The following is a 15064-nucleotide window of genomic DNA, read 5'->3' as shown; positions in this document are numbered from 1 at the left end:
CTCGCCCGTGACCGGGGTGCCCTGACGGGCACGCAGACTGTACCGATGCCGATCTCCGCCCGACCCTCGCACCGCCTCGTCGCCATCGCCGGCCTCGCCGTGGCGGCGGCGTGGTCGTGCTCGGGGCTGTTCGTGGCGGCCGAGCGGGGGTTGCACGCGCGCTACGCCCGGGCGCTGGCGGGGCCGAGCCGGACCCAGGCGGCGCTGCTGGTGGCGATCGACGACGCGGCGCTGGCCCGCTGGGGCGGGGCGCCGCCGGCGAGCGAGCGGGCGGCGCTGGCGGCCGCGATCGCGGGCGGGGCGCCGCGGCTGGTGGTCTGGCCGAGCGGGACCTGGCCTGAGGGACAGGTCGGCGAGGCGGTGACCTGGCCTGAGGGACAGGTGGGCGAGGGGGCGGTGACCTGGCCTGAGGGACAGGTGGGCGAGGGGACGGTGACCTGGCCTGAGGGACAGGTGGGCGAGGGGCGGTGACCTGGCCTGAGGGACAGGTTGGAGATCCGGGCTACGTCCGCGGCGAGGGGCCGGGGGGCGGGGTCGATCCGCTGGTCGGGGCGCCGCTGCGGCGGGTGGACGACCCGCAATTCCCGGGCCCGGTGCTGGCGGCGCTGGGGCTGGCGGCGCGGGGCGGGCCGCTGCCGACCCGCTACGTGGCCCAGCTGCCGACGGTGTCGGCGCTGCGGGTGGCGGCGGGGGAGATCCCGGCGGGGACCTTCCGCGACCGGGTGGTGGTCGTCGGGCGCACGGACGCGGCGGCGAGCACGGTGACGACGCCGCTGGGGCTGATGAGCCCGGCGCAGGTCGAGGCGCAGGCGCTGCTCGGGGCGCTCGACGGGGCGCTGTGGGCCCCGGCGCCGGCGTGGTGGCTCGGGCTGCTGGCGACCACGGCGTGGGCGCTGGCGTTGACGGCGGCGCTGCGCGGGCGCGGGCTGGCGGCGGTGCTGGCGATCACCGGCGCGGCGATCGCGGGGGCGCTGGTGCTCGACGCGGGGCTGTTCGCCGCCGGGCTGCTGCGCCTGGGCGCGGGCGTGGCGGTGACGGTGGTGCTGGTCACGGCGGCGGCGCGCCTGCTCGGCCTGACGGAGCGGGCCTTGCCCGCGGACCTGCTCGAAAGGACAGGCGTCGCGGGCTCGGCGAGCGGGCTGCACAAGGTGTCCGACGCGTGAGCCCGGTGCACGAGCTGCTGCCCCCGGGCGGCCTCGATCAGTCGATCGTGCTGGCGGTGCTGCTGGGCGTGTGGGTGACGCTGCTGTTCACCGAGACGCTGGGCTGGGTGTTCGTCGGGCTGGTGGTGCCGGGATATCTCGCGTCGGTGCTGGTGGTCCAGCCGACCACGGCGCTGGTGATCGTGGCCGAGGCGTTGCTGACGTACTTGCTGGCGCGCGGGCTGGCCTACGGGTTGGCGCCGACGCGGGTGTGGGCGCCGTTCTTCGGGCGCGACCGGTTCTTCTTGATCGTCGTGGCCAGCGTGCTGGTGCGCCAGCACGACCAGCTGTGGCTGCTGCCGGCGCTGTCGGGCTGGCTCGAGCGCCAGCTGGGCTACGCGCTGCCGCCGGTGCGCGAGTTCTACAGCATCGGCCTGGTGCTGGTGCCGCTGACGGCGAACCTGCTGTGGAAGCCGGGGGCGCTGCGCGGGCTGTCGCAGCTGGCGGTGGTGACGGGGCTGACCTACCTCGGGCTGTCGGCGGTGCTGCTGGCGTACACCAACCTGTCGCTCAGCAGCTTCGAGCTGCTTTATGAGGACACGGCGCTGGACTTCCTCGGCAACGCGAAGTCGTACCTGCTGCTGCTGACGACCGCGGCGCTGGCGGCTCGCTTCAACCTGCGCTTCGGCTGGGACTTCGGCGGGATCCTGGTGCCGGCGCTGCTCGGGCTGCTGCTGTTCACGCCGACCGAGCTGGCGATCACGATCGGCGAGGCGCTGCTGCTGTGGGTCACGGCGCTGGCGCTGCTGCGGCTCACGCCGCTCGGGCGCATGAACCTCGAGGGGCCGCGCAAGGTGGCGCTGGTGTTCACGCTGTCGGTGGTGCTCAAGTGGTTGCTGTCGCTCGGGGTCGGCGATCGCCTGGTCGGGCTGCGGCCGCGGGATCTGTTCGGCTTTGGGTATCTGCTGTCGAGCTTGCTGGCGCTGCGGATGTTGCAGCGCAGGTCGGCGGTGCGGGTGCTGCTGCCGACGCTGACGACGGCGGCGCTCGGGTGGGCGCTGGGCAGCGCGATCGGCTTCGGGCTCGACCTGGTGGCGCCGCTGCGGGCGTCGGCGCCGACCGGGCCGCAGGCGGCGAGTCAGCGGCTGCTGCGTACGCCGCTCGGGGCGACGGCGCTGGCGCGGGTCCAGGCCGAGCTGGCGCCGCCCGAGCCGGCGCCGCGCAGCTCGCAGGCGCGGCTGGCCCACGCCGACGCGTTCACGGCGCTGGCGCGCTGGCAGGCCGTGCCGGACGAGGCGGGGCTCGCAGCGGCGACGCGGGCGGCGGAGGCGGCGGATCTGGTGGTCGTGGCGCTGGTCGAGGATCCGCGGGGTGGTCACGCGGTGCTCGGGGCGGAGCGGGGCGGGGCGGACGGGCAGGGGGTGACGGTGCTGTGGCCGCAGGGCGGCGAGGTGGGGCCGGTGATCGTGGTGCCGCGGCCGGTGGCGGAGGCGCCGGCGGCCGAGGTCGCGGCGCTGCTGGCGGAGGCGATCGGGGCGCGGGCGCTGGTGGTGGCGGAGCGCGACGCGAGCGCGGAGGAGGACGATCGCTTCACGCGGGCGCGCGAGCGGCTGGCGCCGCATGGGGACCTCGAGCTGCGCGGCGACGCGGAGGTGGAGCGCGGCGGGCCGTTGCTGCACGTCGAGCGCGAGCTGCCGGCGTCGCTCGACCTTCAGCGGCTGGCGGCGGGGCTGGTCGGGGCGGGGTCGTTGCCGACGCCGCGGCTCGAGTGGTCGGAGCCGCCGCGGCTTGACGGGTCGGCGTGGGGGAGCGGGGAGCGGCTGGTGCTGCGGGTGCATCCGGACGACCTGCGGGCGGCGCTGGCTCGCGGGGCGCCGGCGCGGCGGACGGCGCCGGCGCTGCTGCCGTGGCTCGGGGCGCGCGAGCGCGGGGACGGGGTGCGCCCGCTGGGGCCGGCGGCGGCGCCGTCGACGGCGGAGCTGGCGTTCCTCGAGCGGCGGGTGGCGGCGCCGCTGCTGGCGGGGGCGAGCGCGGAGGAGCTGGCGATCGCGGGGCGCATGGCCGGTCTCATCGACCATGTCCTTTGGGACATGCAGGTGTGTGACGCGGGGCCGTGCCGGGTGCTGGCCGAGGCGTGGCGGCCGGCGGGGGTCGGCTGGGGCACGCTGGTGGTCGGCGGCGGGGACTCGGGGTTGGTGGTCGAGGCGCCGCACGCGAGCGACGAGCCGGGCAGCGGGCGGCTGGCGGCGGAGCTGTGGGCGGCGAGCGGCGGGCGGGCGCTGGTGATCGGCGGGGCGGCGCCGCTCGGGGCGCACGCGCCGGTGCAGGCGCTGCATCAGGCGGCGGTGGCCGCGGGGGCTGGCGCGGCGGTGCTGCAGATCCGCGGGCTCGGGGCCCGGGCCGGGGCGGACGAGGTCGTGATCGGGCTCGGGCAGCCGGCCCTCGATCCGCGACCGCTGCCACCTGGCCTCACGGACATGTTCTTGCCGGGCGGGCCGCTGGCGTGGGTGCCGGCGCGGCGGGTGGCGGACGGGTCGGCGGAGCTGGCGTCGCTGTCGGGCGTCGGCAACGCGCAGCTGGAGTACGCGCGGGCGCTGGTCGGGGCGTCGGCGGCGGTGCTGTGGTTCCCGCCGGGGCTGCGTCGGGCCCATGTGCCGCACGATCCCTGCGTGGAGCTGGCCCGGGTGGCGCGGCTCGGGCTGACGGGGCCGGTGTGCGCCTCGGTTGATGAGCTGGCTGTGCTGGCGACAGCGGCGCGCGACGAGGATGAGCAGGGCGAGGCGAGGCTGCGCTTCGCGGCGGCGCTCGAGCAGGTCGAGCGCTTCGCCGACAACGGTGACCTGCACCTGCTGCGCGGGGTGATCGCGGGCGGGTGGACGCTGCGGGCGGGGCTCGGGCAGGCCACGGGTCGCGGCTTCGTGGTGCTGGCGCGTCGTCGCGGGCCGCGGGCGCTGGTGTGGCTCGGGCCTTCGCTCGGCGGGCGGGCGCTGCTGGGGGTGGCGCCGAGCGCGTGGCGGCGGGCGTTGTGGCTCCGCGGGCGCAGCCTGATCCTCGGGGAGGCGGCGCGATGACGGCGAAGCAGCCAGGCGCGGCGACGTCGTCGCGGTGGAGCGTGCGGTGGCCGAGCCGCGGGGAGGCGACGCGATGAAGACGCGGGTGCTCGCGCTGCCGACCTTGCTGCTGGCGCTCGTGGGCGTGGCCCAGGCGACGCGCACGCTGGTCGACGGCGACGCGAGCGAGGCGCTGGGCGGCGGCAAGCTGGCGCAGGCCGACCGGGTCGTGGTGTACCAGCTCACCCGCGCGAGCGGGCCGCGCTTCCGCCTGCCGGGCGGACCGGAGGAGGTGCACCTGTTCGTGCACCTGGAGCTGCCGCAGGCGCTGACGCAGGCGGCGCCGGAGGGCCGCTACCGCTTCGGGGTGGTGGCGACGCTGCGGACCGGCGCGGGCGAGCCGCTGTGGGAACGGACGTTGACGGAGCGGACCCGCCAGACCCGCGACGCGGGCAGTGGCGAGGGCTGGAACTACGAGGCCGCGGTGGCGCCGGAGGGGCGCCTCGAGCTGTCGGACAGCGTGAGCGTCGAGCTGAGCGTGCCGGCGGCGCCGGTGGGTGCGGTGCTCGAGCTGCGTCTGGCGGACGAGGCCGGGCTGCTGGCGGACGACGCGGCGGAGATCGCGACGGCGATCGCGGGGCCGACCGCGCTGGTGCGAGCATATCGACGGATCGCGGTCGACCCGGCGGAGACCGAGCTGCGGCGGCTGGCGCTGGCCGGCGACGCGGGCGTGCGGCGGCTGGCGGCGGCGACGTACTTGCCGTGGTACGCGCTGCCCGAGGGTCAGCAGCTGCAGCGGCTGGCGAGCGCGTGGGAGCGGCTGGCGGCGGAGGGCCGCGCGGGGGTCGACTACGAGGTGCGCAGCATCTACCTGGCGCCGCCGCATCCGCCCGTGGCACCGCCGCCGGTGGAGCCGAGCCTGACGATCGGGCGCGGGCAGCCGGTCGCGCTGCAGGTGGTCGGGCCTGGCGCGCTCGAGCTGCACGCCTGGCCGATCGGACAGGTGACGGCGGGGGCGATCGAGCTGCGGATGCGGCGGATCTCGGCGGGGCCGACGGCGGCGAGCCTGGCGGAGGCGGCTGGCCTGGGGGACAGGTCTGGAGAGGCTGGCTTTGGGGACAGGTCTGGAGAGGCTGGCCCGAGGGACAGGTCTGGAGAGGCTGGCATTGGGGACAGGTCTGGGGAGGCTGGCTTTGGGGACAGGTCAGGGGAGGCTGGCCCGAGGGACAGGTCTGGAGAGGCAGTCCTGGGGGACAGTTTGGCGGCCGGTGCGGGTGAGGCCGTCGAGGAGCGGCGGACATTGGGCCTGGCGGGCAACGAGCGGGTGCGCGAGGCGATCGCGCTCGGGCCGGGCTGGTGGACCATCGAGCTGCACACGGAGCTGCCGGCGGTGGCGGTGCAGCTGCGGGCCGACGCGGTGGAGCGGCACGCTGGGCCCGATGTGCACGCGCAGCACCGCGACGACGCCGGGCGGGCCTTCGTGCCGGTCGACCTGCGGAGCTTGCCGCTGTACCGCGGCGGGCCGGGCTCGGCGCCGCTGGCCTTCGCGCTGCAGGCGGCCGGGGATGTCGACGCGCGCCTGCTCGAGGTCGAGCTGCGGGCGCTCGCCACGATGGCCCCGGTGGAGCTGCACTACCGCTTCGTCGACGGCGAGGGGCGGACCCTGGCCAGCGGGGCGACGCTGACGGCGACGGGCGTGCCGGCGCCGTTCGATCGGCTGCGCCCGGTGCGGGAGGCTGTCCCGGAGGACAGGTCTGGCGCGGTGGGGGTGGCTGGCTTTGCGCTCGCGGAGCTCGCGGTGTCGGAGCCGGCGCGGCTGCGCCTGCTGGCGCCGCTCGGGGCGGCCGGCGTGCAGCTGTGGAGTGTGGCGCCGTCGCTGCTGGCGGTGCACGGGCGGCTGCCGGCGCCGGCGCTGGCGAGCGACCTGGGGCCGCGTTACACCTGGCCTTATGACCAGGTCGAAGATCCGGCGCTGCGCTGGCGCTACGTGGCCCGGGCGGCGCCGCGGGGGTTTCCCCGGCGGGCCGACGATCACGCGGCGCGCGTGGCCGCGGGCGAGCTGATGCTGTTGCAGGCGCAGGTGCGGGCCGAGCCGGCCGTGGCGGTGGAGGGTGAGCGCTCGCAGTGGCGGGCCCAGCACCCGCGGGGCGGGCGCGCCAGGTGGCGGCTGCTGGAGCGGGTACCGGCGGAGCGGCGCGGCGAGACGCTGGCGCACTGGGGTCCGGGCACGTACATGCGTCTGCGTCGCGGCAGCGCCGAGGTGATCGATCTCGGGGCGGGCGGGCCGCGGCCGGCGCGGGCGTGGTATCAGGCGACCGGGTCGGGGAGCGCGGTGGTCGGGGCGAGCATGGCGCTGGCGCTCGGGGGGCAGGCCCTGCGCTGGACGATCAGCGCGCGCGAGGGGCGGCGGCCGTTGCCGGGTCGCGGGGCGGTCGAGCTGCGGTGGAGCGAGGGGCCGGACGATCTGCTGGTGCTGGTCGATCGTCCGCCGGGCGGGCGCAGCGGGGCGCCGCTCTACGAGCACCGCCAACTCCACCGGCTCGGCCCCGGCGGGCTCGGGTTGACGATCGAGAAGCCCGACGCTGCGCCGGTGGTCGTCAACGCGGTGCTGTACTGGATCGGCGGGCCCCCGGGCGAGCCGACGACGCTGCGGGTGGAGATCGACGGCGGGCAGCCGCGGCGGCGCGAGGGGTCGACCGTGCAGGGGGTCACGGCGGGCAGCCGGGTGTTGCGGGCGCTGCCGACCCGGCGGGTCGAGGTGGTGCTGCCCGACCGCCGCGGCGTGGCGACGGCAGGGGTCGCGCGGGTCGCGGTGGCGCTCGGCGACGACCTCGCGCCGGGGCGGCACACGATCAAGATCACGGCGATCGGCGGGCCTGCGACCTGGCTCCGCTTCTTCCGCGTCGGCGTGGCGGATGTCCGCGGCGGCGCCTTGCAATGGAACGAGCGCCGTGATGGCGTCAGCCTGGAGGACAGCGATGACGAGGAGGAGTGAACGCAGCCGTGGCGCCGCCGGGCGCCCGCCGCCGGTCGTCGAGGGCGCGGGGATGTCTGAAGGGACAGGTTGGATGTCTGAATGGACAGGTGAGCGCGGGATGTCTGAAGGGACAGGTTGTGTGTCTGCAAGGACAGGTGGGCACGGGATGTCTGGAGGGACAGGCGACCGCGCGGGCGCGTGGGCGATGCTCGCGGCGCTGGCGACCGGCTGTTGCGCGCCGCAGCCGGGCCTGAGCGCGCCGCCGCCGGCCGTCGCGGCGGGGGCCGAGGTGGGGGTCGGGGCGGGGCCAGTGGAGGATGGCGAGTTCGTGGCGATCGACCTCGCCGAGGCGCGGCGGCGGCTGTGGCCCGATCCGCCGCCGCGGGCCTACCTCGCGCCTGACGCGGCCCAGCAGGCGGCCGTGGCGGCGCTGATCCGGGGCATGCTGGCCGAGCCGTCGCCGGCGCCCGCGGCCCTCGCGGAGGCGGCCCGCGCGGCCGGCTTCGTGGTCGAGGGCTGGACGATCGCGGGCCAGCGCTACCTCGCGGCGCGCGAGTTGGCGGAGCGGCGGGGCGGCGGCGGGGCGTACCTGGTGCGGGCCGAGGCGCGCGCGAGCTCGGCGGTGATCCTCGAGGCGCCGCACGGCTTCTTCGACCTCGGGACCGAGCGCATCGCCCTCGAGCTGTTCGTCGCCGGTCGGGGCTGGCCGCGGGCGCTGTTCGTCAACACGGTGCACCGCTACCTCGGGGCCGACGGGGTCAAGCGGCGGCAGGCCGAGAGCCCGGCCGACCCGTGTCACAGCCCGGGGCACTTGCTGGCGGTGGCGACGGCGGCGGCGGTGGAGTCGCTGCCGGGGGTCGAGGTGGTGCAGCTGCATGGATTCGGCGACGACGAGGCGGAGGCCGGGGCGATGCCGGCGGCGATCGTCAGCGGCGGGCGTGCCGAGGCCGCGACGCCGCGCAGCCGGGTGGTGGCGCAGCGGCTCGCGCAGGGGCTCGGGGTCGCGGTGGGGCTGTTCCCGGTCGACACCGATCGCCTGGGCGCGACCACCAACGTGCAGGGGCGGGCGGTGCAGCAGCGCGAGGGCGCGAGCTTCGTGCACCTCGAGATGTCGGCGGCGCTGCGTCAGCGGCTGCGCGACGACCCGGCGGCGCGGGCTCAATTCGCGGACGCGCTGCGCGTCGACCCCCCGACAGGCAGGCCGTGATCTCCTCGCCCGCACGCGCTGCGCGTCGGCTCGCGCCGGAGGCCGGGTCGCAGGGTCCTGCGCGCGCGCGGGGGCTGGCGCTGCTCGTCGCGGCGGGGCTGGTCGTGCTCGCCGGGGTGGCGCGGGCCGACGAGGGCGGGCCGCGGACGCGGCGGGCCGCGGCTGTCCTCGAGGACAGCGAGCGGCGGGCCGCGTACGCGTGGCAGCCGGCGTGGGTGCAGCACCCGGTCGCGGTCACGGCGGTCGGCGTGCCGGCGGCGCTGCGCGAGCTCGCGGCCTTGGCGGCGCCGTCGGGCGCCCAGCTGCGCGGGCCGGTGCGGATCGGGCCGCGCACGGCGGTGATGCTGCGTCTCGAGGCGCTGGGGACCGCGCGCGTGCGCCTGGCCGCGGGCGCCGACGCGGAGCTGCGCTTCTTGCGGGTCAGCGGGGAGGCGGGCGCGGCGTGGACGGCGGCCGAGGAGCAGCCGGCGAAGCTGTCCCCGGGGACATGGCTCTTGGAGCAGCCGCCCGGCGGGCCCTCGTACTGGCTGGTGGCGGCGGCGCGCGAGCAGCAGGTGGTGCTCGAGACGGTCCAGCCGCGGACCGGCGATCTGATCTGGGAGCACGCGATCGCGGCGGCGCTGGCGTGGGTCGACGAGGGCGGGCCGGTGCCGCCGCTGCCGGCGGTGCACGGCGCCGAGGAGGCCCGCCGCGAGCTGCTCGCCGACGCCGAGATCGCGGCGGAGATCGGCCGCCTCGACCCCATGGACGAGCCGCTGCGCCAGGCGGTGGCGGCCTGGCGCGCGGCGGCGGCGGTGCAGCGGATCGACGCGCTGCGCCGGCCGATCCGCCCGGCCTTCGCGCTCGAGCGGCGGCCGCGGGCGCTGGCGGACGCGACGCCCTTGCCCGAGCTGCCAGGCTGGCAGCGGGTCCGCGGGGAGCGGCGCGCGGTGTGGACGCTGACCGGGCCAGGCGTGCTGTGGATCGAGGCGCGCAGCGTCGGCGCTGGCACGGACGGGGCGCTGCGCGTGCACGCGGCCGGGCGACGCCTGGGCAGCGCGGCGCTGCGGCGGCCGGTGGTCGGGCGCGAGGAGGGCGAGCTGGGCCCCGAGGCCGCTGCGGTCGGGGTGTCTGAAGGGACAGGTGGCGGGGCGCCAAGCGGGGTGTCCCAAGGGATAGGTGGCGGGGCGCGGAGCGGGGTGTCCCAAGGGACAGGTGGCGGGGCGCCAAGCGGGGTGTCCCAAGGGACAGGTGTGAGCGGCGACGGCGGCGAGGGGGCGGCGGGCTCACGCGGGGTGGCGCCGGCGCGCAGGTGGGCGGCGGGCGGTGGCGGTGCGGAGGACAGCGACTTCGGCGGCGGGGCGGCGGACGGCGATGCGCCGGAGCTGGCGATGGGGCTGCGCCTCGCGGCGGCCGTGGGCGCGCCGGTGGGCCCGCGGGCGGCGCTGCAGGTGGCCCTGGCGCCGGGCAGTCACGACTATACGATCGAGCTCGACGGCGCCGACGCGGTGCTGCTGCTGCGGGTCGGTCAGCGCAACGAGCGGCTGGCCGGGCTGCTGCGACGCGAGGACGTCGCGGCGCTGCTGCGCGGCGGACGGCGGGCGCTCGCCGCCAGCGCGTCGCCGCGGGCCGGGCTGGTCGACGCGCTGCTGGCCGCGGTCGAGGGGCGTCCGGCGCCGCAGCTGCGCGGCGGCGAGGCGAGCCCGGCCCTCGCCCTCGCGCGCAGCTGCCTGGCCGCCGAGGCCGAGGGGCTGGAGCTCGCGGCGCGCGTCGATCTGGCGCGGACGCTGGCTCGTCGGGCGCGGCGGGCCCCGGCCGGGGCGCTGGCGTGGCGGGCCCGCCAGCGCGGCCTCGACCTGCTCGAAGGGACAGGTGAAGCCGCGCTCGCGCGGACGCTGGTCGGGCCGCGCCCGGCGGAGGCGCCGGTCGAATTGCTCGAGCGCCTGGCCCGGCAGATCGGCGGTCCGGCGGTGGCGCTGCGCAGCCCGGCGGTGGCGCTGCTCGAGCTGGCCCGTCGCCGCGCGCCGCTCGACCCGCGGCTGCGCGCGGCCTATCGCGACCACTGGCGCGCGGGCACCCGCTGGGCCGCGCTGCGGGCCGATGAGTCCGGCGGCGCGGCGTGGACGTGGATCGAGCCGTGGACCCCGAGCGACGACCGGGCGCCGGGCACCCGCGCGCTGTGGCGCTGGCCGGTCGGGCTGGAGCGGACCCTGGTCGCGCCGCCGATGCCCGGGCGGGCGGCGCTGCTGCGCATGTATGTGAAGCTGGCCGAAGGGACAGGCGGGGAGGGAGCGCTGGCCGAAGCGGACGTGGGCGGGGCGGGCGGCGGCGAGACAGGCCTGGTCGAAGGGACAGGTAACCGCGCGAGCGACGGGCGGGGCTATCAGGGGGCGATGGACGTGGCCGGGGGCTCGGAGCTGTCCGGAGGGACAGGCGCGGAGGAGCTGTCCGGAGGGACAGGTGATTCGCCGGCGCGCGGGGTGCTGGGCGCGGCGGGGCTGTCGCTGGCGGTCGGCGCCCGCGTGTGGCACGGGGTCGCGCTGGCGGGGCTCGAGACGTGGCGGGCCGCGCTGCCGACGGGGTCGCACCGGGTGCGGATGACGGCGCCGGCGGGGACGCGGCTGTGGTCGTCGCTGCCGCCGGCCGAGGGCGGGCCGCCCGACGCCCACCTGCTGCGCATGTGGCCCGCGGCGGGGGGGTCGGCGCTGCGCTTCCTGTTGCCGGCGGGGGCTGAGCCGGGCTTCGTGCGGGTCGAGCTGCGGGCGGTCGGTGACAGGACGGCCCCGCAGGCGGCGCGGGTGTACCTGGCGCGCGACGACGGTGACGAGCGGGCGGTCGACCTGTGGCTGCCGGCGCAGGCGCCCGAGGTGGTGCCAGTCGACGCGCCGGCGGGGGTCGGCGGGCGGGCGACGATCGTCGTCCCGATCGGCCCGGACACGCGCACGCTGCGGGTGCGCGTCGCCGAGGGTGCGCCGCAGCTGGCGATCGCGGCGTCGATCCGGGCGACCCGCGGCGACGACGAGCCGGCGGCGACGTCCGCCTCGCGGGCGCGCGACGAGCTGCCGATCGATCGGCTCGCGCAGCTCAGCGCGGCGATCGTGCAGGCGCCCGCGGACATCGGGCTGCGCCTCGACCGCGCCGAGCTGCTCCTCGACCTCGACCAGCCTGGCTACGCGCTGGTCGACTGGCGCGAGGTGACCGCGGGCGGGCCGCTCTCGCGGCCGCTGACCGTCCGGGCGACCGCGCTGGCGGAGCGCCTCGACGCGCTCGACGCCCCCGACAGCATCGACCTCGCGATCCCGGGTCCGGCGCTCGTCGAGCCGGCCCTGGCCGCGGCGATCGGCCCCGATCGGGCGCGCCGCGACCGGCTCTTGCCCGCGATCGCGGCGGCCCGCGCGGACGGCCCGGCGGCGGGCCTGCGCGCGCTCGATCGCCTCGGCCTCGACAGCGAGCCGCGCTGGCGCGGGCTCGCCGAGGCTGGCCCCGGGGACAGGTCCGGAGGGACAGGCGGGAAGGACGGCGCTCGGGACAGCCCCGAGGGGACAGGCGGTGATGGCTCGGAGGACAGGTCCGGAGGGACAGGCGGTGATGGCTCTCGGGACAGGTCCGGAGGGACAGGCGGTAGTGGCTCTCGGGACAGCTCCAGAGGGACAGGCCCGGAGACCGCGCCCGGCGGGCCCGCAGCGGCCGGCGCGGGCGAGCTGTCCGGAGGGACAGGCTCGTGGTCCGCGGAGTCCGGGGCGCTGGTGGCCGCGGCGGCGCTGCGCGCCAGCTGGCTCGACGCGCAGGCCCAGCCGGGCGCGGCGGCGCGGGTGTGGGCGCGGCTGGCGATGCGCGCGGGCCTGTGGCAGGCCGGGCTTCGCGGCGTGCGCAGCTACCTCACGGTGCTCGACGCCGAGGCGCCGACGGCCGACGGGGCGGGGCTGGCGTACGGGCTGGCGCTGTCGCTGCAACCGCTGGTGCGCACGCCGGCGCTGCAGCGGCTGGCGACGGTCGCGGCGACCCGCAGTCGGTGGTCGCGGGTCGGCGGCAGCGAGCGCGACGCGGGCAGCGAGGCGCTGCAGGTCCCGCGCCTGCCGAGCTTGCCGAGCCCGAACGCCGCGGTGCGGCAGGCGCTGATGGTGACGCCGTGGGACCCGCAGGACGCGACCCTGCTGCGGCCGGGCTACGCGACGGTGCTGGAGCTGCAGCGCGCGGCCGCGGGCCCGCTGGCGGTCGACCTGTGGTGTCAGACGGTGCGCCCGGACCTCGCGGGCGCAGGTCCGCCGCGGGTGCGGGTGGTGCTCGACGGGGCCGTCGTGATCGACGAGCCGGTCGCGGTCGAGGTGGTCGGCGGCGCGGCGATCGAGGCGGTGCCCGCGGGTGGTCACCGCCTCGAGGTCGGGCTCGACGCGGCCAGCCGCGGCCAGCTGTGCTCGGTGCGCCTGCGCGACGAGCTCGGTCCGGTCGGCAGCCTGCGACCGACGCGCTGGCGCGTGGCCCGGGCCCGCAGTCCGGCCGAGGTCGTGGTGCTGGGGCCGACCATGGTGGCGATCGAGGCCCGCGCGCTGATCGGCCGCGGCGGCCCGGCGGCGCCGACCACCGTGCAGGTGTCGATCGCCGAGGGCGACGGACCCTTCGTGCCGCGCGGCGTGATCACCGTCGAGGCCGCGGAAGATCCGCGGGCCCAGGTCGAGAGCTCGCGGACGATCCGCGCCGGCGCGGCCCGCAGCGCGCTGTTCAACCTGCCCGAGGCCGGGCCGCAGCGCGTGCTGCTGCAACCAACGAGCGGCGCGGTGCTCGTGCGCCTGCAGCAGCGCCTCGACGGCGAGCCGACGCCCGTGCCGCGGCCGCCGATCCGCACCCTCGATCTCGGCCTGCTGGTCGACACCGTCGCGCCGATCGGCCTGCCGCCGGCCGCGTTGCCGCCGATCGCCTCGCCGCCGCTGCCGCGGCGCTTCGGCACGGTCTGGGCCGAGCTGCGCGGCGGGGTCGACGACCTCGAGCAGAGCGACGACCTGCGCCCGCGCGCCGGCACCCGCACGCGCCTCGGCTACGCCCGCGAGTTGCTCGCGCGCCGGCTGTGGATCGCCGCGACGCCCGAGCTGCGCACCCGCGAGGGCACTGCTCCGGCCGGCGGCGGCGGTCTGGCGCTGCAGGCCGTGTTCCCGCGGGTCGGCCTGCGCACGCGGCTCGCGGGGGTCGGGCTCACGCAGGCCTTCGCCGACAGGCAGGCGTGGACAGCCGGGGCTGAGCTGTACGTCGACCGCCTGACCTGGGTCGCGCCGCGCTGGCAGGTGCTGCCCTCGCTGGGCCTGAGCTACCGCCACGTGTCACTGACGCCGGCGCAGGCCGCTGTCGCGCCGGTGCACCCGCAGATCTTCACGCCCTACGCGGCGGCCCACCCCTTCGCCCTGCGGCCCGGCTTCGAGGCGCGCTGGCAGCCGCTGCAGGACGCCCGCGTGTTCGTCGCTACCGACCTCGTGCCAAACTCCGACTTCCGCGGGCTCGACCAGTGGAACCTGCGCGGCGGGCTGCTCGGGGCGGTGGCGCTGGTCCGTCGGGTGGTCCCGGAGTTCGCGCTCACCTACGAGGCCTCGCTGCGCCTGCGCGACGCGGACCGTCGCAGCAGCTTCGTGCAGAGCCGCCTGGCCGCCGCGATCGGGCTGGCGATCTGGACCGGGCAGGCCGCCCGCGTGGTCCTCGGGGCCAGCGACACGCTCTACGCGGCCGCCCCGTTCCCGCTACGCAACGTCTTCCAGGCCTGGCTGCGCGTCGACCTGGTGTTCGGTCGGGCGCTGCGAGACTATGGCCCCCTGGACCTGTCCTTCCGGCCAGTTCGTGAGCACCGCCTGTGGACCGGCGAGGGGGGCTCGCGGTGAGCGAGACGGAGCTGATCGCGGCCGCGATCCGGGCCCAGCAGAGCCCGCTGACGGCGCGCCTGCGCGGGCCGGCGATCGCGGCGCTGGCCGGGCGCATGGCCGCGGCGGGCGCCAGGCCCGGGCTCGGCGGGCTGGTGGCCGCCGCCCCGCGGGTGGTCGCCGGGCTGCGCGACGAGCACGCGGCGGCCCAGCGCCGCCTGGCCGCGATCGAGGTCGAGGTCCACGCCGCCCCGGACGCCGCCGGCCGCCGGCAGGCGCTCGCGCGGGCGATCCGCCGCGAGGTCAAGCCGCGCGGGCGTCGACGCGGCGACCTGCGGGCGCTGCGACGCGACCTCGACCTCGAGGCGATCCGCGAGCGCTTCGCCGGCGAGCTCGACGAGCTCGAGACGCAGGTCGAGCTGACCCTCGCGCTGATCGGCAACGCCCCGGCGGCCCTCGCCAGTGAGCCGAGCGCCGGGCCGATCCTCCGCCGCGCCGGCCTGCCCGCGCTGCTGTGCGCGCAGGCCCTGCCGCAGCCCGGCTGGCGCCCGCGCTTCACCCTGCGCCTCGCGGCGCTCACGGCCCTGCAGCGCGTGTGCGAGGCGCTCGGCCCGGCCGACCCCGACGCCGCGATCGCCACGGCGATGGACGCCCGCGTGCACGACCCCGACGAGCACCCGTGGGTCCAGGCGGCCGCCCTGGTGGTGCTCGTCGCGGTCGCCCCGGCCGCGGGCTCGCGCCTGGGCGCGGCGATCCTGCGGGCGCCGCACGACCTGTCTGGAAGGACAGGTGATGGCTCTGTGGGCGACCTGGCCGAAGGGCCATGTGAACCCGCGCCCGCAAGGGGACCCGCGCGATCTGTCTGAAGG

The 15064-nt window shown here is 78.1% G+C and carries 7 protein-coding genes; all 7 read left to right on the top strand.

Annotation, left to right across the window (positions count from 1 at the left end; genetic code table 11):
- Window positions 1-45 precede the first annotated feature (45 nt).
- The 7 genes from IPJ59_RS13270 (at window position 46) to IPJ59_RS13240 (ending at window position 15061) form a co-directional block, all read left to right on the top strand.
- Window positions 46-471: a hypothetical protein gene (locus tag IPJ59_RS13270; protein WP_293271922.1), complete on the top strand. Its 426-nt coding sequence runs from the start codon at window positions 46-48 to the stop codon at window positions 469-471.
- Window positions 468-1163, top strand: coding sequence for a CHASE2 domain-containing protein (locus IPJ59_RS13265; RefSeq protein ID WP_293271921.1), 696 nt, complete (start codon window positions 468-470; stop codon window positions 1161-1163). Before IPJ59_RS13270 ends, IPJ59_RS13265 begins: the two co-directional genes overlap by 4 nt.
- On the top strand, window positions 1160-4213 hold the full coding sequence (locus tag IPJ59_RS13260) for a poly-gamma-glutamate biosynthesis protein PgsC/CapC (protein ID WP_293271919.1): 3054 nt from the start codon (window positions 1160-1162) through the stop codon (window positions 4211-4213). The genes IPJ59_RS13265 and IPJ59_RS13260 overlap by 4 nt, the downstream gene beginning before the upstream one ends.
- Before the next feature lie 73 nt (window positions 4214-4286).
- Window positions 4287-7187, top strand: a complete 2901-nt coding sequence (locus tag IPJ59_RS13255) for a hypothetical protein (protein WP_293271918.1) — start codon at window positions 4287-4289, stop codon at window positions 7185-7187.
- Window positions 7171-8376, top strand: coding sequence for a hypothetical protein (locus IPJ59_RS13250; protein WP_293271917.1), 1206 nt, complete (start codon window positions 7171-7173; stop codon window positions 8374-8376). The genes IPJ59_RS13255 and IPJ59_RS13250 overlap by 17 nt, the downstream gene beginning before the upstream one ends.
- Window positions 8373-14216 (top strand): hypothetical protein, encoded by a 5844-nt coding sequence (locus IPJ59_RS13245; protein WP_293271916.1) that lies wholly within the window; start codon window positions 8373-8375, stop codon window positions 14214-14216. The genes IPJ59_RS13250 and IPJ59_RS13245 overlap by 4 nt, the downstream gene beginning before the upstream one ends.
- Window positions 14213-15061 carry a hypothetical protein gene (locus IPJ59_RS13240; protein WP_293271915.1) on the top strand — a complete coding sequence of 283 codons (849 nt, stop codon included), beginning with the start codon at window positions 14213-14215 and terminating at the stop codon, window positions 15059-15061. Before IPJ59_RS13245 ends, IPJ59_RS13240 begins: the two co-directional genes overlap by 4 nt.
- The last annotated feature ends 3 nt before the right edge of the window (window positions 15062-15064 follow it).

The sequence above is a fragment of the Nannocystis sp. genome, from assembly GCF_016714285.1.
In the GTDB taxonomy this organism is placed as follows: domain Bacteria; phylum Myxococcota_A; class Polyangia; order Nannocystales; family Nannocystaceae; genus Nannocystis.
This window is presented reverse-complemented; position numbering and strand designations above follow the sequence as displayed.

Excerpts from the sequence above, each read along its gene's own strand:
- IPJ59_RS13270 (WP_293271922.1), top strand. The coding sequence starts at position 46 with ATGCCGATCTCCGCCCGACCCTCGCACCGCCTCGTCGCCATCGCCGGC.
- IPJ59_RS13255 (WP_293271918.1), top strand. The coding sequence starts at position 4,287 with ATGAAGACGCGGGTGCTCGCGCTGCCGACCTTGCTGCTGGCGCTCGTG.
- IPJ59_RS13250 (WP_293271917.1), top strand. The coding sequence starts at position 7,171 with ATGACGAGGAGGAGTGAACGCAGCCGTGGCGCCGCCGGGCGCCCGCCG.